This window comes from Halobacillus sp. Marseille-P3879, from assembly GCF_900240285.1.
In the GTDB taxonomy this organism is placed as follows: Bacteria; Bacillota; Bacilli; order Bacillales; family Halobacillaceae; genus Halobacillus_A.
Genome location: NZ_OESS01000002.1, coordinates 1,259,881 through 1,284,818, shown reverse-complemented (window position 1 = coordinate 1,284,818; position 24,938 = coordinate 1,259,881). Strand labels below are relative to the sequence as shown.

The window sequence follows — 24,938 nt, the reverse complement described above, 5'->3', positions numbered from 1 at the left end:
CAAGATGCTGAAGTTGTCATTTAGTTTAATATCGATACTTCAATCAATTAACAGTGGTTCTTAAATTCAACCAGTGGTAGCACCCTATCCTTTCATGTCTAAATAAGTAAGGCGGAGGTGATGAGTTGCACTTTGAAACAATTGATATTGATAAGCACCGCGATCAAGTGGTGGAATTCAGAAAAGATTCATTTAAAGTCAGTTTTGGGAAGATGTCAAACTTTGAAAAACTGGATTATATTAATTGGCTGGAACAAAAAACAAACGATTTCCCCGGGGGTTTTGTTTTAGTTGAAGAAGATAAAAGATACATTGGACAATTGGAATTATCAATACGGGAATATGAAGGAAAAATGATTGGCTATGTTCATTTGTATTATTTAATCCCTGAAATGCGTGGAAAAGGTAAGGGGAAAGAATTAAATGAATATGCAATCAAATTCTTTAAAGAGCATCATGTAAGTGACTACCATCTAAGAGTTTCTATAACAAATACTTCTGCCATAAATTTTTATCACAAAATCGGAATGAGAGAAGTGGGGTTAGAAGTGGAAGGAAAGGTTATGAGGATGAAAGGTTACATTTAACATCACTCTAATTTCTTCTAGGGGGATTGGCTGAAAAACTTGATTTTGCGTATAAGTAGGGGAGCGGCTTTCCAGCAGGCGATAATCTCTTTGCTATTTAAACTTTAGATAGGGGTAAGGGAATTAAATGATTTAATAGTTGCTCTTCAGATGGTCAGCTTATGAGATCAGCAAGTTTGTTAAAGAAAATTATATAGTACTTCAGAAAGAATCCATTTTTTGTTTGAAAATGGATTCTTTTAATATTGGTTGTAAGAATTGAGCTCATTAAAAAGCAGCTGACCGCCTATATATTTCGTTGACCAACGTGGTCATTAATGCTATTATTAAAATGACCAAATTGGTCAAATAATCACTGGAAGGAGATTACAGTCATTAATTCAAATTTTCATAAATTAAATGGTGAGAAAAAAGAACTGATTATTAACGCGGCCATAAAGGAATTTGTTCAAAATGGTTTCGATAAAGCATCCACAAACGACATCGTAAAGGAAGCAAAAATTTCTAAAGGATCGTTATTTAATTATTTTAATAGCAAGAAAGATCTTTACGTATATTTAATCGATTACAGTGTACAAATTATCGAGCAGCTTTATGAACAGATTGATTTAACTGAAACCGATCTCTTTAAAAGACTTGAAAATATTGGAATGCAGAAATTGTATATTCACAAAAAATATCCTCACGTATTTGATTTTCTGACTAATTCGATCCAGGAGGAATCGCCTGAAGTAAAAGAAGTTGTTAAGAATAAAGTTGATGCCATCTATGAGCGAGGCACGAAGCTGATCTATCAAAATATTGATTACTCCAAGTTCCGTGAAGAGATCGATGTTGAAAAGGCCATTGAAATCCTCAATTGGACCATGTTTGGATTTGGTGATAAAGCCATCCAGCAGATCGATACCTTTGAAAACATGATTGAATTTGGAGAGCAATATCTTAAAGACTGGCAAAGCTATGCTGAAATACTGAAGTTGAGCTTTTATAAATAAAGATATCATGCTTTCATAGGGAAGTTTTAACTTCACTTTAATAAAAGGAGTGTTCGTGTTATGTCGGAAATTGTGAATATCCAGGGTTTACAAAAAACATTCGGTAAGTTTCAGGCATTAAGTGACGTGACATTTAAGGTGAACGCTGGAGAAGTGGTCGGTTTTATTGGTCCCAATGGGGCTGGAAAATCTTCGACGATTCGTATCCTGCTGGGGATTATTAAACGAGATGCCGGTATTGCAGAAATATTCGGTAAGGATGCTTGGAAAGACAGCCTTGAAATTCATAAGCGTATTTCATACGTTCCAGGTGATGTCACACTGTGGGAAAACCTGACCGGTGGCGAGATTATCGATTTGTTCCTTAAATTGCACGGCGGCGGAGATAAACAAAAACGCGACGATTTAATCAAACGTTTTGAGTTGGACCCGAAGAAAAAAGCTAAGGGGTATTCGAAAGGGAATCGTCAAAAGGTTGGATTAATTGCAGCATTAGCTGCTGATTCGGATTTATATATTTTCGATGAACCGACATCTGGACTGGATCCTTTAATGGAGGCCATTTTTCAAGAAGAAGTAGAAAAAATCAAAGGAGCAGGTAAATCCATCCTGTTATCCTCTCATATTTTGAGTGAAGTAGAGCGCTTGGCCGACAGGGTAGTCATCATTCGCCAGGGTGAGATTGTGGAATCAGGCAGTCTGGAAGAATTACGCCACTTGACTCGTTCTACCATAACTTTAGCAACAGAAGGCGATGTGTCAGAAATGGCCAATGTAAATGGAGTATTTGATTTCGAACAAAAAGATAACCATGCAACATTTTCTGCTGATCATAAATACCTTGATGATATTTTAAGAGAAGCAAGCAAACTGGGAGTCATGAAATTTGAATCTGTTCCGCCGACTCTTGAAGATTTGTTTATGCGTCATTATGAAGGATAGCTGTTTGAAAGGAGGTTGAACGACGATGAAGGAAAAATTTGCGGGCTGGAATACCCTGTTTCTGCTTTACCTAAAACGTGATTGGAAGAAAATGATGGTTTGGGTTATAGGACTCGGCTTATTTTCAGCTGCCTATGTTCCAGCTTTTCAAGAAATCGCAAAAGGTCAGGGCTTGATTGGGATGTACGAAACTTTGCAAAATCCTGCTATGATCGCCATGGTAGGGCCTACGCCAGTTGAAACAGCTGGTGAGTATACTTTAGGAGCTATGTATTCACATGAAATGCTACTGTTTTGTGGTTTATTTGCAATGGTCATCGCTGTTTTACACGTAGTAAGCCATACTCGTAAAGAGGAGGATCGCGGGTTGACTGAAATCGTGCGCTCCTTTCGAATAGGACGTCAAGCAAATTCCCTTGCCACAATGGTAGAAGTTGTATTTATTAATGTTTTATTGGCCCTTTTTATTAGCGGTGTAATGTTAAATTTTGGGGCTGAAACGATTACTGTTGAAGGCTCCTTTTTGTTCGGAGCTTCCATCGGAATGGCCGGGGTTATCGGTGCCGGAATTGCTCTGGTTATGGCACAGATCATGCCTGCTTCCTCAGGTGCAACAGGTTCAGCACTTGGGATAATAGGACTTCTTTATATTAGTCGTGCCGGAACAGATGTCTCCAATGTGGATCTGTCCATGATTAATCCTATGGGCTGGACCTATTTGACTTATCCTTTTACAGAAAATAACTGGATCCCACTTATTTTTGCATTGAGTTTTAGTTTAATCATGATGGCCGTTGCTTTTGCACTTGAAGGGGCTCGCGATATGGGAGCTGGCTATCTCCCTGAAAGACAAGGACGGGAAAGTGCCAGGAAATCCTTATTGTCTGTCCGCGGTTTATTAATAAAGATTAACAAAGGTGTAATGATTAGCTGGTTGATTACCTTTGTTGTGATGGGTGCAGCCTATGGCTCCATCTATGGAGATATGCAAACCTTTCTTGAGAGTAATGAAATCGTGCAGCAGATGTTTTCGCATTCTGGAGCCTCAATTGAAGAATCATTCACTGGCACGATTATGATGGTCATGATCGGGTTAGTTTCCATTTTACCAATTGTTCTTGTAAATAAACTTTTTGCTGAAGAAAACCGATCACGCTTAAGTCAGCTTTATGCCACAAGAGTTACCCGCAGCCGGTTCTATTGGACCAGTATTGGTTTAGCCATGGTTTCCGGTCTGATAGGAATTTTATTAGCTGCGGGCACTCTTGGGGGCACAGCGATCACAACCATGGGAGATAAGTCAACGATGGATATGATTGACTTTCTTGCTGCTGGCTTCAATTTCTTACCGTCCGTATTGTTCTTTACTGGCATGGCGGCATTAGCTCTTGGCTGGGCCCCAAAGTTAGGTAAAGTGGTGTATGTTTATCTTGCCTACTCCTTCTTGATAAACTACTTTGGAGGTATATTAGACTTGCCAGAGTGGTTTTCAAAAACAGCCATCCAAAGCTGGATACCTCGATTACCGTTAGAAGATTTTGATACGGTAACTTTCCTGACAATAAGCGTAATAAGCATTGCTTTGATAGTAACTGGTTTCCTTGGTTATAATCGACGGGATTTGGTTGAAGGGGCTTAATCTTGTCAGGGAAACCTTGAAAACTAATTAACTCCATGATCTATGTAACGGGCCAAACGAACGTTTCCATTTAAGAAGCGATTATCTAATTATAGATAGTCGCTTTTCCTAACTTCTAAAAGGACACTTACCTTTCAACATACTTTACAAAAAAGACGAGGAAAAAATGTAGTTACCTTTTTTCTATACTGTTGACTCAATGAAATAATAGATTTCACCTTTACGCTTACGGGAAGCATATTCTGACTTAACGCTAGGAGCTGACTTTGCCGAGTTTTCACTGCATGTAAATTTAATATTGAAATCTCGATTTTTTATGTAATAATAGTAAAACAGATTAAATTGTTAGAAAAAATATAATATTATTAATTTTTATCAGGGAGGATTCGAGATGTCTGATACTAGGACGGCGATAATCGTCGGCGGGGGGATAGGCGGGCTTGTTGCGGCTCTTAAGCTTCACCGCGTTGGCGTGTCAGTGCGTGTCTTTGAAAGTGTAGAAACGATTAAAGCGTTAGGGGTTGGAATTAACCTTTTACCTCATGCGGTGAAGGTTCTGACAGAACTGGACCTGGATGATGAGCTTAAAAAGGAAGGTCTTCCGACTGCCGAACTTATGTACGTCAATAAGTTTGGCAAGAAGATTTGGCAGGAGGGCCGAGGGCTGAATGCCGGCTATCATTGGCCTCAATATTCGATCCATCGCGGCCGACTGCAAATGATTTTGCTGAACGCTGTTAAAGAACGGATAGGTGAGAATGCCGTTTATACCGGACACCACTTGACTTCATTTCAAATGTTCGGTGACAAGGTAACCGCTCATTTTAAAAATAAAAAAACAGGGGAACATGCAGGTACTTATAGCGCCGATACAATGATCGCAGCAGATGGCATCCATTCGGCTGTCCGTAAATTTTATTATCCAAATGAAGGAGAGCCGAAATTCAGTGGCAGGATTTTATGGCGTGGTATGACAGAATCCACTCCCTTTATGACGGGTAAGTCGATGATTATGGCTGGTTACCAGGATCAAAAATTTGTTGCCTATCCTGTATGTCCGAAGGTAAATGAAAAAGGGCGGTCTCTTGTCAACTGGATTGCTGAACTGAAAGTGGATGAGGGATTGATTTCACGGGCAGATTGGAACATGGAAATAGATAAAGAAAAATTTGCTCCTCATTTTGCTGGCTGGGATTTTGGCTGGCTGAATGTTCCTCGGTTGATTGAAGAAACAGATGCTGTTTATGAATTCCCGATGGTTGACCGTGATCCGGTACCTCGTTGGACATTCGGACGTGTAACGCTGCTTGGAGATGCTGCTCACCCGATGTATCCGATTGGGTCGAATGGTGCATCGCAGGCGATTCTTGATGCTGATGCTTTAGCCCAAACCCTTGCAGAAGAGCCGAATACAGAAGCTGCTTTGCGAGCATATGAACAAGCAAGACTGGAACCAACAGCCAATATCGTTCGGACTAATCGGCAGAACGGGCCTGAAGTTGTTATGCAGATGGTCGAAGATCGGGCGCCTGAAGGTTTTGATAAATTGGAAGATGTGATTTCGTATGATGAGCTAGCGGAAGTTGCTAATAAATATAAAAAGCTTGCCGGCTTCGATCGGGAGACATTGAATAGTAAATAGGAGTGCAGCTATGATAGAACACATTGTATTAGTTAAGTTTTCTCATGAAACAACAACTGAACAGAAGCAGGAGCTGATTCGCAGGACACTGCGGCTGAAGAACATAATCCCGGGAATCGTGGATATTCAGCAGGGCATTAATTTTTCCAGTCGCAGCCAGGGCTATGATGTCGGACTGACGGTGCGCTTCAAGGACAGGGATTCCCTGGAAAATTATGGACCGCATCCCGCCCATCAGGAAATTGTTTCTTATTTGAAAAATATCGGTCTCGAAGACAGTATTATTGTGGATTTTGAAATCTAATCTTATTTTTAATCTTAAGCTTTAGTGCTTGAACGCGTTAATTTAAAATTTCGCAGGGGGATTTTTATGAAAGCTGTTCATCCAGAACAAATTATTGATAACAGTCGCTTTCGTTCCTTCCATTTTTCTATTATTTTCTGGTGCTTCTTCATCATTCTTATGGATGGGTATGATGTTGTCATTTATGGCTCGGTTGTCCCTTCCTTAATAGAAGAGTGGAACATATCTTCCGTAACAGCAGGAGCCATTGGAAGCTACACTGCTGCCGGCACGGCTGTCGGTGCTGTACTTTTCGGATTATTGGCAGATAAACTGGGCCGAAAGAATGTCATCCTGCTATGTACCGTCCTTTTCAGTTTGTTCACCGCCCTGTCGGCATTTGCTGCAGGACCGACGATGTTTACGGTATTCCGAGTGATTGCGGGACTGGGACTTGGGGGAGTTATGCCGAACGTAATCGCACTCTCCACTGAATATGCTCCGAAAAAAATTAGGGCTGCGATGGTTTCTTTTATTTTTTGTGGGTACTCGATCGGAGCCATTGCGGCTGCATTGTTCAGTAAATCCATTTTGCCTGCGCTTGGCTGGCAGCCGATTTTCTGGATCGCAGGTCTTCCCTTATTGCTGATCCCTTTTATCGCAAAAAGTCTTCCAGAATCAGCAAGCTTCTTGTTAGCCAAAGGGAAGGAAGAGAAATTAAGGGAGCTCCTGCAAAGAATCGATCCGGAAACTACACTAGATGACAGAACTACCTTTGAGAAACCTGAGCCTGCAAGAAAAGGACTTCCATTGGTGAAACTTTTTGAAAAGAAACGTGCCATCAGCACGATTATGTTCTGGATCTCCTGCTTTTCCTGTTTTGTGCTTATTTATGCGATGAATACCTGGCTGCCGAAATTGATGATCGAAGCGGGATATAGTTTGAGCTCTAGTTTAGTGTTCGTCGCTATGATGAATGTCGGTGCCATCGTCGGTACGATTATTTTTGGAAGGCTGGCGGACAAGTGGGGCTTTAAAAAAGTTATGGTTCCGCTTTATATTATCGGGGCTGTGGCACTGGCGAGTATCGGTTTGACACAGAATATTATATTGGCTTATCTGTTAATAGGGATGATCGGGGCTGCATCGGTTGGTGTCCAGAATATCAGCAATGCCTTTGTTTCACAATACTATCCGCCTTCCATGCGTTCCACCGGGGTCGGAGCCGCAATGGCATTTGGGAGGGTAGGCGGCATCTTTGCCCCAACGTTTGTCGGTATTCTACTGACAATGAACATGTCTTCCCAGGTGAATTTTACAGTGATCGCCATGGCCGCCGTTCTCGGGGGTGTAGCGATTTTGTTTGTTCAGGAAAAACATGCTCATTATAACAGAGAAGGTGAATCGTATGATGGGGATGATAAAACGAAAGAAGTTGTATGATCATAGTATTTAAAACGAACAAGCTGGGTTACTACTGCCCAGCTTGTTTTTTATTGCTTAACAATAAATCTGGACTCTGTTCCTGCTCTAATTAGAAGACCTCCTCCCTAACTCGAGCATACGGCGCCCTGTCTCAGTGATTGAATTCCTTAACTCGAAGGAATACTTACTTAACAAGTAGAGAAAGGAAAAATATAGTTATTTTTCTGGGCCCAAGAGTGTAGGATGAATGATTAGGCGGACTTCCAGCACATTTGCCAAAACAGAAACCTTCCTATAATTAAGCGGGGATGAAGGGGATACTTACGGGTATCAGTGATGGGCAATGTGAAGCCATTCAATTAAAGTAATCGATGGTAAATAAAAGCACACTAAAAGGTATTTCGTTTTCGGCTCTTCATGGAACTTGGGCTGATAATGCGATCTGTCCCGATAACTTTAGCTGGAATGCTGTACGTTTTTAGAATAGCCTGGATAATTTAACTGAATGAACACTTCAAAAAAGTTCACACTATTAGGGTTAAGTATAAATAGAGGTGAGTTAATAATGAAAGCAGTTACGTATCAAGGAAAAAAATCGATAGCAGTCAAACAGGTTCCCTTTCCCAAAATAGAACATGAAGAAGATGTGATTATACGGATTACTTCCACTGCGATATGCGGATCGGATTTGCATTTGTATCAGGGGAACTTTCCTCTTCCAATCGGTTATGTCATTGGTCATGAACCAATGGGGATTGTGGAGGAAATCGGCCCTAAAGTAAGCAAGCTAAAGAAAGGGGATAGGGTGGTCATTCCCTTTACAGTAGCTTGCGGGCAGTGTCTATATTGCAATTCTCATCGTGAAAGTCAGTGTGATCATGCGAACCCCCATTATGATTCTGGAGGGTATTTTGGATATAGTGAGAAATTCGGAGATCATCCGGGAGGTCAGGCTGAGTATTTACGCGTACCTTTTGGAAATTATACACCGTTTATAATTCCGGAGTCCTGTGAATTAGAGGATGAGTCTCTTCTGTTTCTCTCAGACGTCCTGCCGACAGCCTACTGGAGTGTAGAAAATGCCGGCGTAAAATCAGGAGATACAGTGATCGTTCTTGGCTGTGGTCCGATCGGTTTGATGGCACAGCAGTTTGCCTGGCAAAAGGGAGCTGAGCGGGTTATTGCTGTTGATTATATCGAAAATCGCTTGCTTCATTCGAAAAGAGTGAATCAAACAGAAGTCTTTGACTTCACGCAATATCCAGATATGGGTGAAACGTTGAAGGAAATCACGAAGGGTGGCGCCGACATCGTCATTGACTGTGTAGGTATGGACGGCAAGAAATCCCCTTTGGAATTCGTCGAACAAAAAATGAAACTGCAGGGTGGAACGCTTGGCCCCATTCAAATAGCAACAAAAGCTGTAAAGAAGTGCGGAACCGTTCAAATCACAGGAGTATACGGAGGAAATTATAACCTCTTTCCTTTAGGTGCTTTTTTTTCACGTAACATTCAATTGAAAATGGGCCAGGCCCATGCGCGTTCTTTTATGGAACCTCTTTATAAACAAATTATTAATGGCGAAATCAACCCCAAAAAAATTATTACTCATCAGATGCCCCTGGAGAATGCTGCTCATGGATATGAAATCTTCAACAAAAAGGAAGATAACTGTATTAAAGTGGTGCTGAAGCCTTAGAGAACTTGAACACCTTTATGTCCAAAAAATCAAAGATTGAATAAGCTTCTTTTACAGAGTTTTACTATTCGGGGCGACGCTTAAGGTCTATCAAGTTCATTCCAGTGCCAAAATGAAAACCAATTGTAAAAAGTAAATTGATTTTTTGTTTTTAAAGTGATGACTTAAAGCTGTAAAAGGCTAATCGTCTATTACAGCTTTTCCTTGTTCACGTAATTTTTTTAAAGATATAAGCATATGGTTTATTTCTTCATCGGAATGTCTTTCCCATGAGCCTAATTCAGCTATTATTTTCAAAGGTGATTTTGACCTATAAGAACGTGTAGGGTTTCCGGGGAATTTTTTGTCAGTTAAGTTCGGGTCATTTTCGAAATCACCTACTGGTTCTACAATATAAATTCTTTCTTTTGACTTAGATGCTGCTAATTCTGCACCCCATTTAGCAGCATCTAAAGTTGCAGTGAAATATATATAGTTAGAATTTTTGTCTTGGTAATTTGATAAGTGTTGGGGTACTAATAGATCTCCGATTTTTAGTTTTGCTTTAGTACCATGAAAGAAAGGACCATCATCTAAAACATCATTTTTGTTATTCATACGGGTACACCTCTAATTTTTTGATTTGTATATAACAGTATAGGAAAGGAATTATGGAAAGAGTAGTCTATAAATAAATTATAATTAGGTGTATAATGTAGATAGAGACAATGCGATCGGTTTATGGTTGCCGGGGATATTATGGTCTGACATATTGTTTTGTATTTAAAGAAGCAGGTTAAACAATCGGGCGTTTTAACAGAGCAACTAAAGTCCCAATTTCTCAATTTTAATATAGAGAAACTGGGACTTTTATTTATGAATTTACTTAACCTTATAAACAGCGTATTCCTGACGCAACTAAGTTCAAATGAATATTATCTTGAAAATGAGTTTTAACATGTAATATGTGTAAGTGAGAATGAGGGAATTCGTTGAAGTTCTAAATTAGGAATTACTAACCCCTCTATAAGCAACGAAAACTAACATACTCAGTCAATGGTGCTATAGCCCATGAATAAAGGAAGAGTGAAAGGGTGATAAAAAAATTAAGAGAGAAAAGAAACTCGTACATTCTGAGTGGAGATTAAGTGTTATGGCACTAGCGGCACTTCTTGGAACTTTTATTGCAATTTTTATCGTCCGAGGTGAACTAAACCTCATATTTGCGATAGGGTATGTGTCCGTGTTTGCATTAGTGGTGGCTGGTAATGCCATATATGTGCTCAATAAGAGAAAGACAAACACCGGGGCGGAAAACAACAATCAAGAACACGGATAAAATCTGCAATAATAACAGTAAGAAAATGCAAAACCGTTTTATTTTAGATGAATTTACTTACTATGATTTTCCCGAATCTAACTGTTAAACAATCGTGTGCAAGAGTTTAAATTCAGGAGTTATTGTGGCAGCTTCTTTTTTATTGGAATAAATAATTTCACACATTAAATTCAAGCTAAGGTTTGTTAAGGGGTGATTTAATGAAATGGGTAGGTTTGATTTTAATGATCTTGTCAGCATTGGTATATTGGGTATCTAAAATAAATGATTTAGAGCCTGTTATCACAAATATTTGTATAGCATCACTAGCTTTGGGTGCTATTGTGATGGCCGCCGGGGTATTCATAAGTAAAGGAGATAAATAGGTTAACTATTAGCCATTCATTACTGCATTATAATTGTTTGGTTTGTTTCAATTATCGTTAACATATCCACATATAAATTATATGCTACGCTAACGAAACATGAATAATAAATTAGTGTAAAGGCCGAGCTGTCCACGGATTAATAATCAACCCCAGATTTCCCCAGATTGAATTAATTATATACTCTCTTTTTCAAAGATACTTAAATATAAAAAAAGCCCAGAAAAGTTGAATTAACAACATTTCTAAGGCTTTTACTGCTACAATATACATTCTAACTCTATTAACGAGAGTAGAATTCAACGATAAGAGCTTCGTTGATTTCGGCAGGAAGTTCAGAACGCTCAGGGTAACGAGAGTAAGAACCTTCACGTTTTTCTTCATCAAAAGTAAGATATTCTGGTACGAAGTTGTTTACTTCAACAGCTTCTTGTACGATATCCAGATTTTGAGATTTTTCGCGAAGACCGATTGTTTGACCAGGCTTTACACGGTAAGATGGAATGTCTACACGACCACCATCTACAGTAACGTGACCGTGGTTAACCAGCTGACGAGCCTGTGCGCGCGTACGAGCCAAACCTAAACGGTAAACAAGGTTATCCAGACGAGATTCAAGAAGAATCATGAAGTTCTCACCGTGGATCCCTTTCATGTTACCTGCTTCTTCAAATAGACGACGGAATTGACGTTCAGTCAAACCGTACATAAAACGAAGCTTCTGCTTCTCTTGAAGCTGAAGTCCGAATTCAGATAGTTTTTTACGTTGATTTGGACCGTGTTGTCCAGGAGCGTAAGGGCGCTTGTCCAGTTCCTTACCAGTTCCGCTTAAAGAAATGCCATAACGACGTGATTTTTTCCAGGTTGATCCTGTGTAACGTGCCATAGGTATTTCCTCCTTTTATTTTATTTTGCATAAAATAAAAACAGTGTGTTCCTGAGAACGCTGCACATTTTATTTTCATGCACCATCGCTCCAGCAGCAGAGAGTTACACGATGCACCTCATAATTGAGGAATAAAATGAAGACAGTCGCCGGTTCCACATAGGCTGCCATTTATTTTACACAAAGGCTATTATATAAGAATTTAGGAAGAAAAGTCAAGGGTTAATAAAAAACGAGCAGCTGTCTGCTCGTTTTTTTTATTAAATATGTTTCTCAAGAGTTTTTGCAAATTGGGTTAAAAACTCTTCATCGATTTCATCAAATCGTCCAATGGAAGGACTGTCAATGTCTAACACGCCGTAAATTTCACCATTTTTAAATAAGGGTACGACGATCTCTGACTGACTTGCAGCATCACAGGCAATGTGTCCTGGGAAAGCATGAACATCTTCAATCCGTTGAGTTTTGGCTTCAGCGACAGCCGTGCCGCACACGCCCTTTCCGGAAGGAATTCTCACACAGGCGGGGAGCCCCTGAAATGGACCAAGCACTAGCTCGTCCTGCTTCCACACATAAAAGCCTACCCAATTAACATCCTCTAAGAATTGGTTTAATAAAGCAGAGGCATTTGATAAGTTGGCAATTTCATCAGATTCCCCATCAAGCAGAGCATCTAGTTGTTTAATTAATAATTGATATTGTTCTTCTTTCGTACCTTTATATTGTGTAGATTGAAACATAAATAGAACCTCCTCGTTATACATTCGACAAAACACGCAGGCTGTTGTCGGGAATTGGTGGACGATTTTTAAAGGAATTGTGTTAAAAAAAGCGAATTCTCCTATTAGGGAGGAATCCAAAATATGAACCGTGAAATGAATACAAGGCAGCGAGTGTTGGATGTTTCTTGTAGTTTGTTTTATAGTAATGGGTTTAACGGTACTTCTGTCCGCGATATTGCAAAGAAAGCGAAAGTCAATGTTTCTTTAATTCACTATTACTTTAAAAGTAAGCAAGGCTTATTTGAATCTTTAGCCATTCAATATTTTGAGCCTTACCTGGAAATGATTGAGCATGAAGCGAAAGCTCAATCAGACACAGATCTCCAACAATTGATTAAGGGAATTTTACATTATAAACAGGTTCATTATCAACTATCTTGTTTGGTTTACCGCGAGCTTTCTTTAAATACGATCTTTGCTAAAGAGATGCTCGTAACTTATCTTGCCAAGGAAAATCATTTGTTGGCTCAGATCTTGTTTAATAAGCATACTAAATTAGAACTTTCCTATCGAGAGAAGTTGTGTCTTTTACAGTTTAAAGGCATGTTAAATGTGCCTCACATGATGCCTCAGGAATTCGAGGGTCTTTATTTATCTGAGGAATCAGTCCATCATTTTATTCAAACGTATGCAGAATTGATGAAAAAACAAGATGCATTTTCGATGAAAGCGGTTACCTCGTGATAAGGCTCTGCTCTATTTTATCCAGCCCCTGATTTAATCCGGCAGGGTGGTGAGCATCAGAACCATAAATTAATTGAATACCCTTAGAAGAAGCAAGGCGTGCGATTGTCTGAGGCGGATAAGATTCTAAACAGTACTCTTTTTGTGTCCCCGCCCCATTATAGTCAAGGGTCATTCCTTGCTTCTTAACTATGTCTAAAAATGAAGCAGCTCTATTGTGCCAATCTGCCGGGGGATCGTATAATAACTGAAACTTTTTAATTAAAGTCATATGACCGATTCTTAATGGCTTATGATTTCCTAAGTCTGCTAGGGCAGATTTCTCTAGTGTATCAAAGTAAAGTTGATATAGATTATGGATTGAACCTGCATCTTCCATTGCCATTTTGAACATGTCCGCGCTGAAGTCAATACAATACCATTGCTTTTGAGGCTTTAAAAAATGAACAGAGAGAATGCTGTCATCCATATACGGTCCGTAATGATTAAGGAAGTCTTCAGTATCCCTTTCATACCCGTTAATATAGTCCACTTCAAACCCTAAACGAATGTCAATCTCATTTGAGAAGGTCTTCTTTAGCTGAGTAATTTCCCTGATGTAATCTTCCACGTCCTCCGTCTTCATTGCACTGTCCTGGTCAGGTACAGGGTCAATGAATTTTTCCGGCAAAGGTGCGTGTTCTGTAAATGTGATTGAGGTATAACCGTGTGAGATAGCCCTTTCGACGTAAGATTTCAAGGGCTCGCTGGAACCGTGTGGGCAATAGGGTGTATGGATATGACCGTCGTTCATGACGATGTTCTCCTTTCGTACTTGAATTTATTGTCATTCTAATAATTTATTTGAAATATTTTAGCCAAATAGGTCTCTCTCATGGTATCATAATAGACAACTAATTTTAATTTTGGACGATATAGTTCTTCCCATTGTTGATATTGTAAGGAGGCTGTCTATGAGGTACGTTATTGGGGGCATTTTGGTATTAATTGCTCTGATTATCGTTGGATTAATTTGGCGTAAAAAAGTGTACGATGAAGTTGATAGACTCGAAGGCTGGAAGATGGATATTATGCATCGCAATGTGTCGGATGAGTTGTCTCGAGTGAAAGCACTCAACCTCTCTGGAGAGACCCAGGAAAGGTTCGAATCCTGGCGTAATCGATGGGATGAAATTCTTACGAAAGAACTTCCTGACTTAGAAGAAGATTTATTCGATGCAGAAGAAGCTGCCGATCGGTACCGCCTGACTAAAGTTAGAAAGGTACTAAACCATACAGAACAAAAACTACAAAGTACCGAAGAAGATATTTCCAAAATGCTTGAGGAGTTGGAAATGCTTCTCGATTCTGAGAAGAGCAGCCGCATGGAGATTGAAGCTATTGTGCCTGAATTAAAAGAGCTGAAAAGAACACTTTTACATAGCCGGCATCAATATGGAAAAGCAGCAGAAGTTTTCGAACAGCGTATGAAAGGGCTCGAAGCAGACTTAGAAGAATATGAAGAACTGGTTACACAAGGTGATTACCTCGAAGCGAGTGAGCTTGTAAAAATAATTAGAGAAAAACTTGAAATGCTAAATGAAGAAGTTAATCTTTTTCCGGACCGCTTTAAGAAAACGAATAAAGAGATCCCGGAGCAGCTTGATGAACTTCTCAGCGGTATTAAAGAGATGGATGAAGAAGGATATCGTGTTCAGTATTTAGGGTTTCAGACTGAGATTGAAAACTACAAAGAACAATTAAGCGCGAATGCAGAGCAATTGGAGAAGGGGAACCAAGAAGGGGTTCAGGACCTGATTGAAGAAATCGAACCGCGCATCCAGGAAATGTACCAAACGCTCGAAAAAGAAGCTTTAGCCCACAGTTATGTTGATCAGCAGCATCCATCTTTAAAAAGTTTGTTAGAAGAATTAGAATCAGTGATGGAAGCTACGAACAATGAATTAGAGGATCTGCAGATGACTTATCAAATGGAGGGTGAAGACGCAGAAGTCCACAGGAATATTGTTCAGAAAATGACTCAGTTGAAGAAAAAGTATCTAAGTTTTGAAAGGAAATTAAGTGATAATCAAACATCCTATACTGTACTGCGAGATGACCTGGATGGAATGATGTCAGAACTTGAAGACCTTAAAGGAAGTCATCAGCTCTTTAGCGAAAGGATTCAGAATTTGCGTAGTGATGAACTGGAAGCAAAATCCAAACTTTCTGAAATGGAACAACTCATAAATGACACCGATCGAAGGTTAAAACGAAGTAATCTTCCTGGCATTCCAACTTTGTTTTTTGAAGGAATGCAGCAGGCCAGTCAGAACATTGAGGACGTTTTTGAAAGTCTAGAGAAACAACCTCTAGATATGAATGTGGTAAATGACAAATTGGAGGCGGCCGTAGCTCAGACAGAAGAAGTGAACGAGCAAGCGAAGAAACTTCTGCATCAGGCCTATATGGCTGAACGAGTTATTCAGTATGGAAACCGTTATCGCAGTAAATACCCACTGGTGGCTGCCAAATTAATGGAAGCTGAAAATGATTTCAGATCTTACAAATATGAGGAAGCGTTAGAACGAGCTTCCGCAGCTATAGAAGAAGTGGATCCTGGTGCAGTTAACAGGATTGAAGATAAAGAAGAGGTTCTTGTATAAGGTGCCCGCCCTATGAAGAAAATAATATTATACCTTTTAGGTGGAAGTGCTGTTCTTATATGGACAACCACGCTCATTCTTTTCTTTACTGTTGATAAAGGAATGAACAGCAGCGGTCATAGTTCAGCTCATTCCCCTGCATTTTCTGAACGCAGATCGGTTGGTGTCTCCAGTAATTTTGATTCTATGGAAGCTGCACAGGAAAAGAATAAAAAGGAAAAGGCCGATACTGTTATTGGCAGTCAGGTTATAAAAGCGGATTGGGCAGCTGACATGAGCGAGGACGGCAAGATGAGTATAGACACTCTTTTAGAAGCCTTAGATATAACACAATCTGAATAATACTATTAAATGAGGCTAGTATTCTTAAGGGAATACTAGCTTTTATTGTACAAGTTAGACGTATTTAATCACATTGTGATAAGATATTGGATTGCTATGTAATGATTAAAGGAGTTACGGAAATGATTTATTTTGATAACAGTGCAACTACAAAGCCATACCCGGAAGTTCTTGAAGTTTTTCAAAAGGCATCTGGTCGATATTTTGCTAACCCTTCCTCTCCGCACGCGTTAGGTGCAGAGGCAGAAAGGTTAATGATTCAAACCAGAAAAAAGATTGCGGAGCAGATGGAAGTAAAAGAACGTGAAATTATTTTTACCTCCGGGGGGACGGAGGGGAACAACCTGGCTATTAAAGGAATAGCTCTTCAACATCAAACGAGGGGAAGGCATATAATTACTTCAAGTGTAGAGCATCCCTCAGTCATTGAAGCGTTTAAGGGTCTAGAGCAGTTAGGTTTTGAAGTAACCTATGTCGAAGTAGACCGTCATGGATACGTAGATCCTGTAGAAATCGAGAAAGAAATTAGAAAAGACACCATCCTTATTAGTATAATGTCAGTTAACAATGAATTAGGAACGATACAGCCGATTAAAGAAATTGCCGACATCACTTCCCGTTTTCCGAAAGCATATTTCCATGTAGACCATGTGCAGGGGCAGGGGAAGACACCTTTGTCATTAAAAAAAGCAAAAGTAGATTTGTTCACTGTTTCGGGCCATAAAATTCATGGATTTAAAGGAACAGGAGTGTTATTCGTAAGAGAAGGTATCAAATTATTTCCGCTTTTTCATGGTGGTGGACATGAAATGAACCTCAGGTCAGGTACTGAAAATCTTCCAGGGATGATCGCATTTAGTAAGGCATTACAATTAATCAACATCAAACAAAATGAGGAAGTAAATGAATTGAGAAATCTTCGAAATTACTTATTTACAAAGCTCCAACAGTTAGATGGAGTAGTTATTAATTCTCCTGAAGATGGGGCACCTCATATATTAAATTTGTCAGTGCCGGGGATAAAGCCGGAAGTTATGGTTCATGCACTGGCGGAGGATGAGATCTACATCTCAACAAAATCTGCATGTTCTTCTAAGCACCCGGACCGAAGCGCCGTCCTGCAGGCCTGCGGGGTTTCTGAGGAAGTTATGGTCTCAGCACTTAGAATAAGTCTGTCTTATCAAAATAATCGTTCAGAAGCAGATGCATTTATAAAAAGTTTTAAACGAACAGTGGCCTATTTAAAAGGTAAAGGAGATAAATCATGAATTTCGATTCTATTCTAATTCGCTATGGGGAAATGGCAATCAAAGGTAAAAACCGGAAATACTTTGAACGTAAGCTACAAGATAATCTCATTAAAAAACTAAGTCAGCAATTTAAACACACCCGAGTGAGAAAGCAAAGAGATCGAATGTATGTGTTATTGAATGGAGAAGATCCACATAAAGTTATGCAGGAATGTCAGAAAGTCTTTGGCATACACACCCTCTCTTTTGCAGTAAAGGTAGAAAAGGAGGAACAGGCAATCAAGGATGCTGCTTTATACGCTTTTCAGGATGACCCGGAGGCTGGTACATTTAAGGTTTCTTCTAGAAGAGCGGATAAAAGTTTCCCGATTGGTTCTCAAGACTTAAACTATAGAGTAGGAGGCCATATTCTTGCTCATACCGAAGGAGTGACTGTAGATGTTCACCAGCCTGACGTAGAAATTAAGATAGAAGTTCGAAATGATGCTGCATACATCACTGCTCAGGATTATCCTGGTGCTGGCGGTTTTCCGGTTGGAACTTCAGGACAGTCATTATTGTTATTATCCGGAGGGATTGATAGTCCAGTGGCAGGTTACTTGATGATGAAAAGAGGTGTACAGCTCGAAGCTATTCACTTCCATTCTCCTCCATTTACAAGTGAGCGCGCAAAACAGAAGGTATTCGACTTAACACGGGAACTTGCGAAGTATGGTCATCGCATTAATGTGCATGTTGTGCCTTTTACTGAGCTTCAGCAAAAAATTCATCAGCAAATCCCTGAAGGGTACAGTATGACGGTGATGCGTCGCATGATGATGCGGATAAGTGAAAAGATTGCGGAAGCGAGAGGAATACTTTCAATGACCACAGGAGAAAGCTTGGGCCAGGTGGCCAGCCAGACTATGGAAAGCATGAATACGATTAACGAGGTTACAAACTTTCCAATCCTTCGTCCACTTGCTGCAATGGACAAGCTAGACATTATAGATATCTCAAAAAAAATTAACACGTATACCATCTCGACACTGCCGTATGAAGACTGCTGTACAATTTTTGTACCTAAGGCACCAAAGACTAAGCCCACTAGAACAAATGCTAATTATTATGAATCAAATGTAGATTTTACAGAAGAAATCAATCATGCAGTAAATGGTACGCAGATTGTTGAAATAAAAGCTGATGAAAAAGTAGAAAACGAATTTGAGGATTTATTTTAGCTGTAGGACTCCTGGCAGAATGAATGCCGGGAGTTTGCATAAAAGAAAGGAGCAGGACTAATGGAACTCTGGTATGGCGGTAAAATTTATACAATGGAGAAAGAAGGAGACTGGGTGGAAGCTGTGATTACAGCACGGGGGAATATTGAGGCTGTTGGAAATACACAGGATTTATATGCCCGGTATAAAGAAGAGATTAACGAGGAACACGACCTTAAAGGAGCCGTAATGTATCCAGGTTTTACAGATAGTCATCTTCATATTATCGGGCATGGTGAACGTTTAATGAGACTGGATCTCTCGTTTATGAAGTCAGCAGAACAAGTTCTTCAGGCGCTCCGTCAACATGCTGAACAGCTCAACCCCGGGGAATGGATTATTGGAGACGGATGGAATGAGAACCAATGGGAAGACAAACGTGTGATACATAGAGAAGAATTAGACCGCATATCCGAGGACCATCCGATGATGCTTACAAGGGTTTGCCGGCATGCCCTGCTTGCTAATACAAAAGCCATGGATCTTGCAGGAGTGACGGCCGAAACAAATGATCCTCAAGGCGGTGTGGTTGTAAAGGATGAAGATCAAACGCCCTCTGGTTATTTTCTGGATCAAGCTCAGGATTTGATTAAACAGGCAATGCCGGAAGTTACGCCAGAGTACTTGAATAAGGCAGCGGAATTAGCGGTTAGGGACATGCACGCATTTGGGTTGGTAGGCGGTCACAGCGAGGACTTAAACTATTATGGAGGATTTAAAAAAACGTTAGATGCTTTTAATGAAGTAATTGATGGAAACCACATTAAATTCAGAGCCCATTTACTTGTTCACCACGGAGTGATTGAAGATATGGTGAACGAGGGACTAGGGTTTAAAAAGGGAAATGAATTTGTAGAACTTGGAGCCATGAAAATATTCGCCGATGGTGCTCTTGGCGGGAGGACGGCATGGCTTATGAATGATTATGCAGATGACCGGGGAAACAGAGGGGTAGCTATTCATTCAGAAAAGGAGCTGGAGAAGCTCGTTGTGAAAGCCAGAAAAAATAAAATGCCTGTTGCTGTCCATGCGATAGGGGATGCAGCGGCAGAAGCAGTAATTAATGTCATTGAAGCTCATCCTTTGAAATCTGGTGAAAGAGACAGACTTATCCATGCTCAGATCTTAAACCCTTCTTTAATTGATAGGCTGCAAGAACTAAATATTATTTTGGATATTCAGCCAACTTTTGTTGCTTCTGATTTTCCATGGGTAATCGAGCGTTTAGGACATGTACGGTTAAAAACGTCATATTCATGGAAAACACTGTTAGAAGCGGGGATCGTGTGTGCGGGAGGGTCTGATGCACCAATTGAAGAGATTAATCCTTTGTTGGGCATACGTGCTGCTGTTGACCGCCGGGCAAGCTATAATAATGAATCCTACCAGACAGAAGAAAGGCTTTCTATTTTTGAAGCGATTTCTTTATATACAAAAGGGAGTGCTTATGCTATTGGAAAAGAAGGCTCACAAGGGTTGATTTCCAGAGGTTATAAAGCAGACTTTACCATACTCGACCGCGATTTATTTCAGCTAAAGCCGCACGAGCTTGCAGAAGCTACGGTCTCAATGACCGTAGTGGACGGGGAGATAATGTATCAGAGGTTTTAATTAAACGACTGGGACAAAACTAGCAAGGGTGGGCTAGGTGAAGAAGAGTCTTTTTCTATCTTGATGAAATTCCAAGGAGCGAGGCCCCTTCCACTCCTGCGAAAGCTCGGGCGCTCGTCCGCTAAAAAGGAAAGGGGCCTTCGTTCCTGGCGGCAAGAAAAAAGCTTGCGGAAAAACAGGGATTTCTCCACAAGCTATAAACAGCCAGCCTGTCTACGGCTGGCTGTTTTCATTTTTTCTTCTCTCACAAACGAAAGTGTAATATCCTGGAGTTCATTATAAGAAAGTACGTTGGACACGCTCCCAATATGAATTGTTTTTAAGCTTGACAGTTTTTACCTGCTTATCGCTCAGTCGCACGGTAACATCCCGAATATTTCTAATGGAGTGAGCTTCATTGTCCATACCAATGATAGGAAAGTCATTTCCGTCTTGTATCACTTTGAGTTTTAAAGTTCGTTCAGAACCTAAAATAAATGAGGAGCCGAGTGTACGATAACGATTATTGTTTAAAGAAGCCAGTTCACTTACTTGAAAACAAGGAATCTTAGGGTCCACTACCGCACCTTTGGTTGATTTGTTATAGCCTGTACTTCCCGTAGGGGTAGCAACGATTAACCCATCTCCTCGAAACGTCTCAAAAGGAATATCATCAATTACTACGTCTATAACAATTGATTTGATTAAGGTAGAGCGTACGCTGCACTCATTTAGACATAAGAAGCTGTATTCATCATTAACAGTTGCCTCAATCACAGGGAACCGTCTTACTTCTAATTCTGCATTCATCATGGAGTCAACCATTTCATTGAAGTTGTTTAAGTTAAAATCACAGTACAGTCCCGCTTCATCTTCGTTTCGAATTCCTACATATAAACAATCCTGGCGGAATCCCGTCTTGCGGACAGCTTGCAGAAATGTACCGTCGCCGCCCACAGAAATGATAATATTTGCATCTTTGGCTTCTTCAACTATTTCAAAATTATTGTCTTTCGCTAATTCGAATAAAGGTTTTAACTTTTCATTTAATTGATCATTAGGCTGATAGTAAAAAAATAAGTTTCTGCGATCATTTGACATTTCAAAACCTCCTGTATATCGATATCATGGTTGTATTTTATCATTTCATTCATGGAATAGATAGCCGTAGGCCGTTTGGTTGGACAAATCAAACTGTGTCTCATATAGTTGAATGTTGAAGTAATTATATATATTCGGTATTGTTAAAGATAGAATGGACGTTTGAGTAGAGACGCTTGTTGTTATGAACAATAGCGTCTTTTTATATGGAATGGAGGAACACAATGAACCAGGAAAACGTTGAAACACTCTTTGAATGGATTGATAATACATCAACGATAGTAGAAAAGGATTTAAATGTTACTTATTTAGAAGCTTTAGCGGAAACGTTGGATACTCTGTTTCACGGTCAGCCGTTTGATGATTTAGAAGACGATCTGCAAAAGAAGCTTACGAATCAGCTGGTAAAAATTAATAAAGAGAGCTTCAAAAAAGAAGAAAAAAGGAAAGCTGTGCAGCTGGCTATTTTAAAAGGGATGAAAGGAGCTACACAACAACAGCATTTAATTACTCCTGATTCTGTCGCCATGTTCATGGGTTATATTGCCTCAAAATTGGTAGAAGGAAAAGAGGAAGTTAAGCTATTCGATCCCGTTGCAGGGACAGGGAATTTAATTACCTCTGTAATGAATCAACTGGAGACTAATGTGAAAGCCTATGGGAGTGAAGTTGATCAAACATTGATCCAGCTTGCGGTAGCCAATGCAAACCTTCAGAAGAATGAAATAGAATTCTTTCACCAGGATAGTTTACGGCCGTTTCTTATGGAACCTGTCGATTTTGTTATCGGTGATCTGCCGGTTGGTTATTATCCTGATGATACCCAGGCGTCTGCTTACCGGCTAAAGTCGAACGAGGGGCATTCCTACGCTCACCATTTGTTAATTGAGCAAAGCTTAAATTACACAAATGAGGAAGGGTTTCTAATGTTTATAGTACCGAACTTTTTATTTGACAGTGATCAGTCTCAATCTCTAAATGAATTTCTAAGAGAGCATGCCCATATCGTTGGTATGCTTCAGCTTTCAGACTCGCTCTTTAAAGATGAAAAGCATGGAAAGAGCATTTTAATTCTTCAGAAAAAAGGCAAGGGCTCGAAGCCTCCGAAACAAGCATTACTTGCAAAGTTACCTTCGTTTAAGAGTCCGGATGCTATGGCTAATATATTGTCACAAATGAACCAATGGTTTGAAGACTATAAAACGGGTAAATTGTGAGAAAATAAAAAATATAACAAGTAAACGTTATCAATTATTTTCCGCCTTGAAATCGAGAGTTGCCGGTGATTAAATGGTAGTGGTAGAAAGAAGCGAACCTATATTTAAGGGGATGACAACGTTGAATAATATTCTTGCAATTAATGCCGGAAGTTCTTCACTTAAATTTCAATTGATTGAAATGCCTGAAGAAACGGTTGTAACTAAAGGACTAATTGAACGAATTGGTATACAGGATTCTGTTTTTACTATTGAATTCAATGAAGAAAAAGATAAAACAGTTACTGATATAGAAGATCATGCGGTAGCTGTCAAAATGCTGTTGGAAAAACTAACAGCTCACGGTGTTATAGAATCTCTCGAAGAGATTGATGGTGTTGGTCACCGTGTCGTTCATGGAGGAGAGAAGTTTAGTGAGTCAGTATTAATTACAGATGACGTCATTGAGGAAATTGAAGATGTGTCTGACTTAGCTCCGCTTCATAATCCAGCTAACTTAACAGGTATTCGTGCATTCCGTGAAGTTTTGCCAAATGTTCCTCACGTGGCCATTTTTGATACTGCTTTTCATCAGACCATGCCTGAACAATCTTATTTGTACAGTCTTCCGTATGAATACTACGAAGAGTATGGTATTCGTAAATATGGTTTCCATGGAACGTCTCATAAATATGTATCTGAGCGTGCATCAGAAATGCTTGGACGCCCGCTAGAGCAATTGCGGTTGCTTTCCTGTCATTTAGGGAATGGGGCAAGTATTGCTGCAATTGAAGGTGGAAAATCAATCGATACGTCTATGGGCTTTACGCCTCTTGCTGGAGTGACAATGGGGACGCGTTCCGGTAATATTGACCCTGCTTTAATTCCATTTATTATGGAAAAAACAGGTAAATCTGCTCAAGAAGTTATGAATGTATTAAACAAAGAAAGTGGAATGCTCGCATTATCCGGCTTTTCTAGCGACTTGCGTGATATTGAAGAAAAAGCTAACGAAGGAGATGAACGGGCTGAACTCGCTCTTGAAGTATTTGCAGCGCGTATCCACAAATATATCGGTTCCTATGCTTCCCGCATGCACGGGATTGACGGAATCATATTCACGGCTGGTGTAGGTGAAAATAGTACCTCCATCCGTGAAAGAGTCCTTAAGGGTCTTGAGTTCATGGGTGTTTACTGGGATCCAGCATTGAATCAGGTACGTGGAAAAGAAGCTTTCGTTAACTATCCTCACTCCCCTGTTAAAGTCATGATTATTCCTACAAATGAAGAAGTTATGATTGCACGTGATACAGTGGAAAAAGGACTTTAATCATTAATAATTGATCTGCTCAGCTTGTAGAGAAACTCTTGTTTCTTCTACAAGCATTTTTTTATCTAATAGGTGGCTTACTCACTTATTTTTCAAACTTTCATATTATGGATACAATAGACTTAATAGTCACAGACGAAGGGGTGGTATGCTTGTCTTCACACCAAGTTTTTGAGCAGATAAAAAAGTGGGAAGAAAAACAATTAAGCTATGAAGCGAATGATTTTGAAATGATTTACGCAAATTGGCTTCAGGATGCTTTCCAGCAGGTAAGCCCGGGTTTTAAAGCAGGCTTTTTTTCCAGGCTTGATGACTGGCTGTTTCATACACATGCATTCCTGCAGGGTACTAACTTTCAAATGGAAGCTAGAGAGCGTATCTTGAGTACAGGTCGAATATTTAATGAAGATATTGAAGAAATAAAAGATATGAAAAAGCTCAATGTTGATCAATTAACGTACATAGCTGATCAACAAACTGCGAGAAGCCGGTTATATTCATTCGCTCAGGGTGGACTCACAGGTACCGGAGGGCTGTTTCTTTTAGGGCTGGACTTTCCTTTAATGGTAGGGATGAATTTGCGTGCAATTCAATTAGTCGGGCTTACTTATGGTCATGAGATGAACCATCCTTCTGAAATGATGATATCGTTAAAAGTTTTTCACGCTGCAACCTTGCCGGCTCGCTTGCAGGGAGCTGCGTGGGAGAAACTTATAAATGATGTGAGAAATCATACATCCTCTTATATTTATGAAGGGGGCGATGAACTAACCGGAGTACAATGGATGGAACAGCCGCTCAAACAGGCGTATAAGACATTATTTATCCTGATGTTTAGAAAAAAGCTTATTCAAGGTATACCGTTAGTGAGCGTAGCGATAGGAGCACAATCTAATTACAACTTAACAAAAAAGATATCTCAATTTGCAACGAAATTCTATCAGTATCGGCATCTTATTGAGCAGGAGGGGATGTAGT

At 39.9% G+C, this 24,938-nt stretch carries 24 protein-coding genes and 1 pseudogene; 20 read left to right on the top strand and 5 right to left on the bottom strand.

The genetic code is table 11. The features are described 5' to 3' along the window. Window positions 1–125 precede the first annotated feature (125 nt). From C1A12_RS14400 to C1A12_RS14365, 9 genes and pseudogenes are all read left to right on the top strand, one after another. A complete protein-coding gene (locus C1A12_RS14400; protein ID WP_101844706.1) occupies window positions 126–587 on the top strand; it encodes a GNAT family N-acetyltransferase in 462 nt (153 codons plus the stop codon). Window positions 588–952: 365 nt separating this feature from the next. Then, window positions 953–1,129 (top strand): annotated as a pseudogene (locus C1A12_RS21520) (TetR/AcrR family transcriptional regulator); the annotation flags it as partial. Between the two features lie 117 nt (window positions 1,130–1,246). Next, the gene (locus C1A12_RS21415; protein WP_235001602.1) at window positions 1,247–1,582 is read left to right on the top strand and encodes a hypothetical protein; all 336 of its coding nucleotides are present in this window, start codon (window positions 1,247–1,249) and stop codon (window positions 1,580–1,582) included. A 60-nt stretch (window positions 1,583–1,642) separates the two neighbouring features. Next, window positions 1,643–2,524 (top strand): ABC transporter ATP-binding protein, encoded by an 882-nt coding sequence (locus C1A12_RS14390; RefSeq protein WP_101844702.1) that lies wholly within the window; start codon window positions 1,643–1,645, stop codon window positions 2,522–2,524. Between the two features lie 25 nt (window positions 2,525–2,549). Next, window positions 2,550–4,163 (top strand): ABC transporter permease, encoded by a 1,614-nt coding sequence (locus C1A12_RS14385; protein WP_101844700.1) that lies wholly within the window; start codon window positions 2,550–2,552, stop codon window positions 4,161–4,163. A gap of 391 nt (window positions 4,164–4,554) precedes the next feature. After that, entirely contained in the window at window positions 4,555–5,805 is a 1,251-nt protein-coding gene (locus C1A12_RS14380) for a flavin-dependent oxidoreductase (RefSeq protein ID WP_101844698.1), read from the top strand. Window positions 5,806–5,815: 10 nt separating this feature from the next. Next, a complete protein-coding gene (locus tag C1A12_RS14375) occupies window positions 5,816–6,109 on the top strand; it encodes a Dabb family protein (protein WP_101844696.1) in 294 nt (97 codons plus the stop codon). Between the two features lie 66 nt (window positions 6,110–6,175). After that, entirely contained in the window at window positions 6,176–7,531 is a 1,356-nt protein-coding gene (locus tag C1A12_RS14370) for an aromatic acid/H+ symport family MFS transporter (RefSeq protein WP_101844694.1), read from the top strand. 547 nt (window positions 7,532–8,078) lie between these two features. Next, entirely contained in the window at window positions 8,079–9,212 is a 1,134-nt protein-coding gene (locus C1A12_RS14365; RefSeq protein ID WP_101844692.1) for a zinc-dependent alcohol dehydrogenase, read from the top strand. A gap of 180 nt (window positions 9,213–9,392) precedes the next feature. Here C1A12_RS14365 and arr read toward each other — a convergent pair whose 3' ends face one another. Then, entirely contained in the window at window positions 9,393–9,809 is a 417-nt protein-coding gene (gene arr / locus C1A12_RS14360) for an NAD(+)--rifampin ADP-ribosyltransferase (RefSeq protein ID WP_101844690.1), read from the bottom strand. 535 nt (window positions 9,810–10,344) lie between these two features. Here arr and C1A12_RS14355 point away from each other — a divergent pair. Both C1A12_RS14355 and C1A12_RS21130 read left to right on the top strand, forming a co-directional pair. Next, complete coding sequence (locus tag C1A12_RS14355; protein WP_101844688.1) at window positions 10,345–10,530, top strand: hypothetical protein; 186 nt, start codon at window positions 10,345–10,347, stop codon at window positions 10,528–10,530. A gap of 200 nt (window positions 10,531–10,730) precedes the next feature. After that, a complete protein-coding gene (locus C1A12_RS21130; protein WP_159462196.1) occupies window positions 10,731–10,895 on the top strand; it encodes a hypothetical protein in 165 nt (54 codons plus the stop codon). 283 nt (window positions 10,896–11,178) lie between these two features. Here C1A12_RS21130 and rpsD read toward each other — a convergent pair whose 3' ends face one another. Then, entirely contained in the window at window positions 11,179–11,781 is a 603-nt protein-coding gene (gene rpsD, locus C1A12_RS14350; protein WP_101844686.1) for a 30S ribosomal protein S4, read from the bottom strand. Between the two features lie 260 nt (window positions 11,782–12,041). Beyond that, window positions 12,042–12,521: a GAF domain-containing protein gene (locus C1A12_RS14345; protein WP_101844683.1), complete on the bottom strand. Its 480-nt coding sequence runs from the start codon at window positions 12,519–12,521 to the stop codon at window positions 12,042–12,044. Between the two features lie 123 nt (window positions 12,522–12,644). Between C1A12_RS14345 and refZ the strand changes: the two genes are divergently transcribed. After that, the gene (refZ, locus tag C1A12_RS14340) at window positions 12,645–13,247 is read left to right on the top strand and encodes a forespore capture DNA-binding protein RefZ (RefSeq protein ID WP_101844681.1); all 603 of its coding nucleotides are present in this window, start codon (window positions 12,645–12,647) and stop codon (window positions 13,245–13,247) included. On the opposite strand, the gene hisJ is transcribed toward refZ, so the two are convergent. Then, the gene (gene hisJ, locus C1A12_RS14335) at window positions 13,237–14,040 is read right to left on the bottom strand and encodes a histidinol-phosphatase HisJ (protein WP_101844679.1); all 804 of its coding nucleotides are present in this window, start codon (window positions 14,038–14,040) and stop codon (window positions 13,237–13,239) included. The two genes, refZ and hisJ, sit on opposite strands and share 11 nt — an antisense overlap. A 160-nt stretch (window positions 14,041–14,200) precedes the next feature. Between hisJ and ezrA the strand changes: the two genes are divergently transcribed. The 5 genes from ezrA (at window position 14,201) to C1A12_RS14310 (ending at window position 20,354) form a co-directional block, all read left to right on the top strand. Further along, window positions 14,201–15,892, top strand: coding sequence for a septation ring formation regulator EzrA (ezrA, locus tag C1A12_RS14330; protein WP_101844677.1), 1,692 nt, complete (start codon window positions 14,201–14,203; stop codon window positions 15,890–15,892). A gap of 12 nt (window positions 15,893–15,904) precedes the next feature. Next, a complete protein-coding gene (locus C1A12_RS14325) occupies window positions 15,905–16,234 on the top strand; it encodes a hypothetical protein (RefSeq protein ID WP_101844675.1) in 330 nt (109 codons plus the stop codon). 122 nt (window positions 16,235–16,356) lie between these two features. Further along, entirely contained in the window at window positions 16,357–17,502 is a 1,146-nt protein-coding gene (locus tag C1A12_RS14320) for a cysteine desulfurase family protein (RefSeq protein WP_101844674.1), read from the top strand. Then, a complete protein-coding gene (thiI, locus tag C1A12_RS14315) occupies window positions 17,499–18,704 on the top strand; it encodes a tRNA uracil 4-sulfurtransferase ThiI (RefSeq protein WP_101844673.1) in 1,206 nt (401 codons plus the stop codon). The genes C1A12_RS14320 and thiI overlap by 4 nt, the downstream gene beginning before the upstream one ends. 60 nt (window positions 18,705–18,764) lie before the next feature. Beyond that, a complete protein-coding gene (locus C1A12_RS14310; RefSeq protein WP_101844671.1) occupies window positions 18,765–20,354 on the top strand; it encodes an amidohydrolase in 1,590 nt (529 codons plus the stop codon). Between the two features lie 276 nt (window positions 20,355–20,630). On the opposite strand, the gene C1A12_RS14305 is transcribed toward C1A12_RS14310, so the two are convergent. Then, window positions 20,631–21,434, bottom strand: coding sequence for an NAD kinase (locus C1A12_RS14305; protein WP_101844669.1), 804 nt, complete (start codon window positions 21,432–21,434; stop codon window positions 20,631–20,633). A gap of 224 nt (window positions 21,435–21,658) precedes the next feature. Between C1A12_RS14305 and C1A12_RS14300 the strand changes: the two genes are divergently transcribed. The 3 genes from C1A12_RS14300 to C1A12_RS14290 all read left to right on the top strand — a co-directional run bounded on the left by C1A12_RS14300 (window position 21,659) and on the right by C1A12_RS14290 (window position 24,937). Next, window positions 21,659–22,651 carry a class I SAM-dependent methyltransferase gene (locus C1A12_RS14300; RefSeq protein ID WP_101844667.1) on the top strand — a complete coding sequence of 331 codons (993 nt, stop codon included), beginning with the start codon at window positions 21,659–21,661 and terminating at the stop codon, window positions 22,649–22,651. Between the two features lie 121 nt (window positions 22,652–22,772). After that, window positions 22,773–23,960 carry an acetate kinase gene (locus C1A12_RS14295; RefSeq protein WP_145997052.1) on the top strand — a complete coding sequence of 396 codons (1,188 nt, stop codon included), beginning with the start codon at window positions 22,773–22,775 and terminating at the stop codon, window positions 23,958–23,960. A 143-nt stretch (window positions 23,961–24,103) separates the two neighbouring features. Beyond that, the gene (locus C1A12_RS14290; RefSeq protein WP_373420471.1) at window positions 24,104–24,937 is read left to right on the top strand and encodes an EcsC family protein; all 834 of its coding nucleotides are present in this window, start codon (window positions 24,104–24,106) and stop codon (window positions 24,935–24,937) included. Window position 24,938 lies beyond the last annotated feature (1 nt).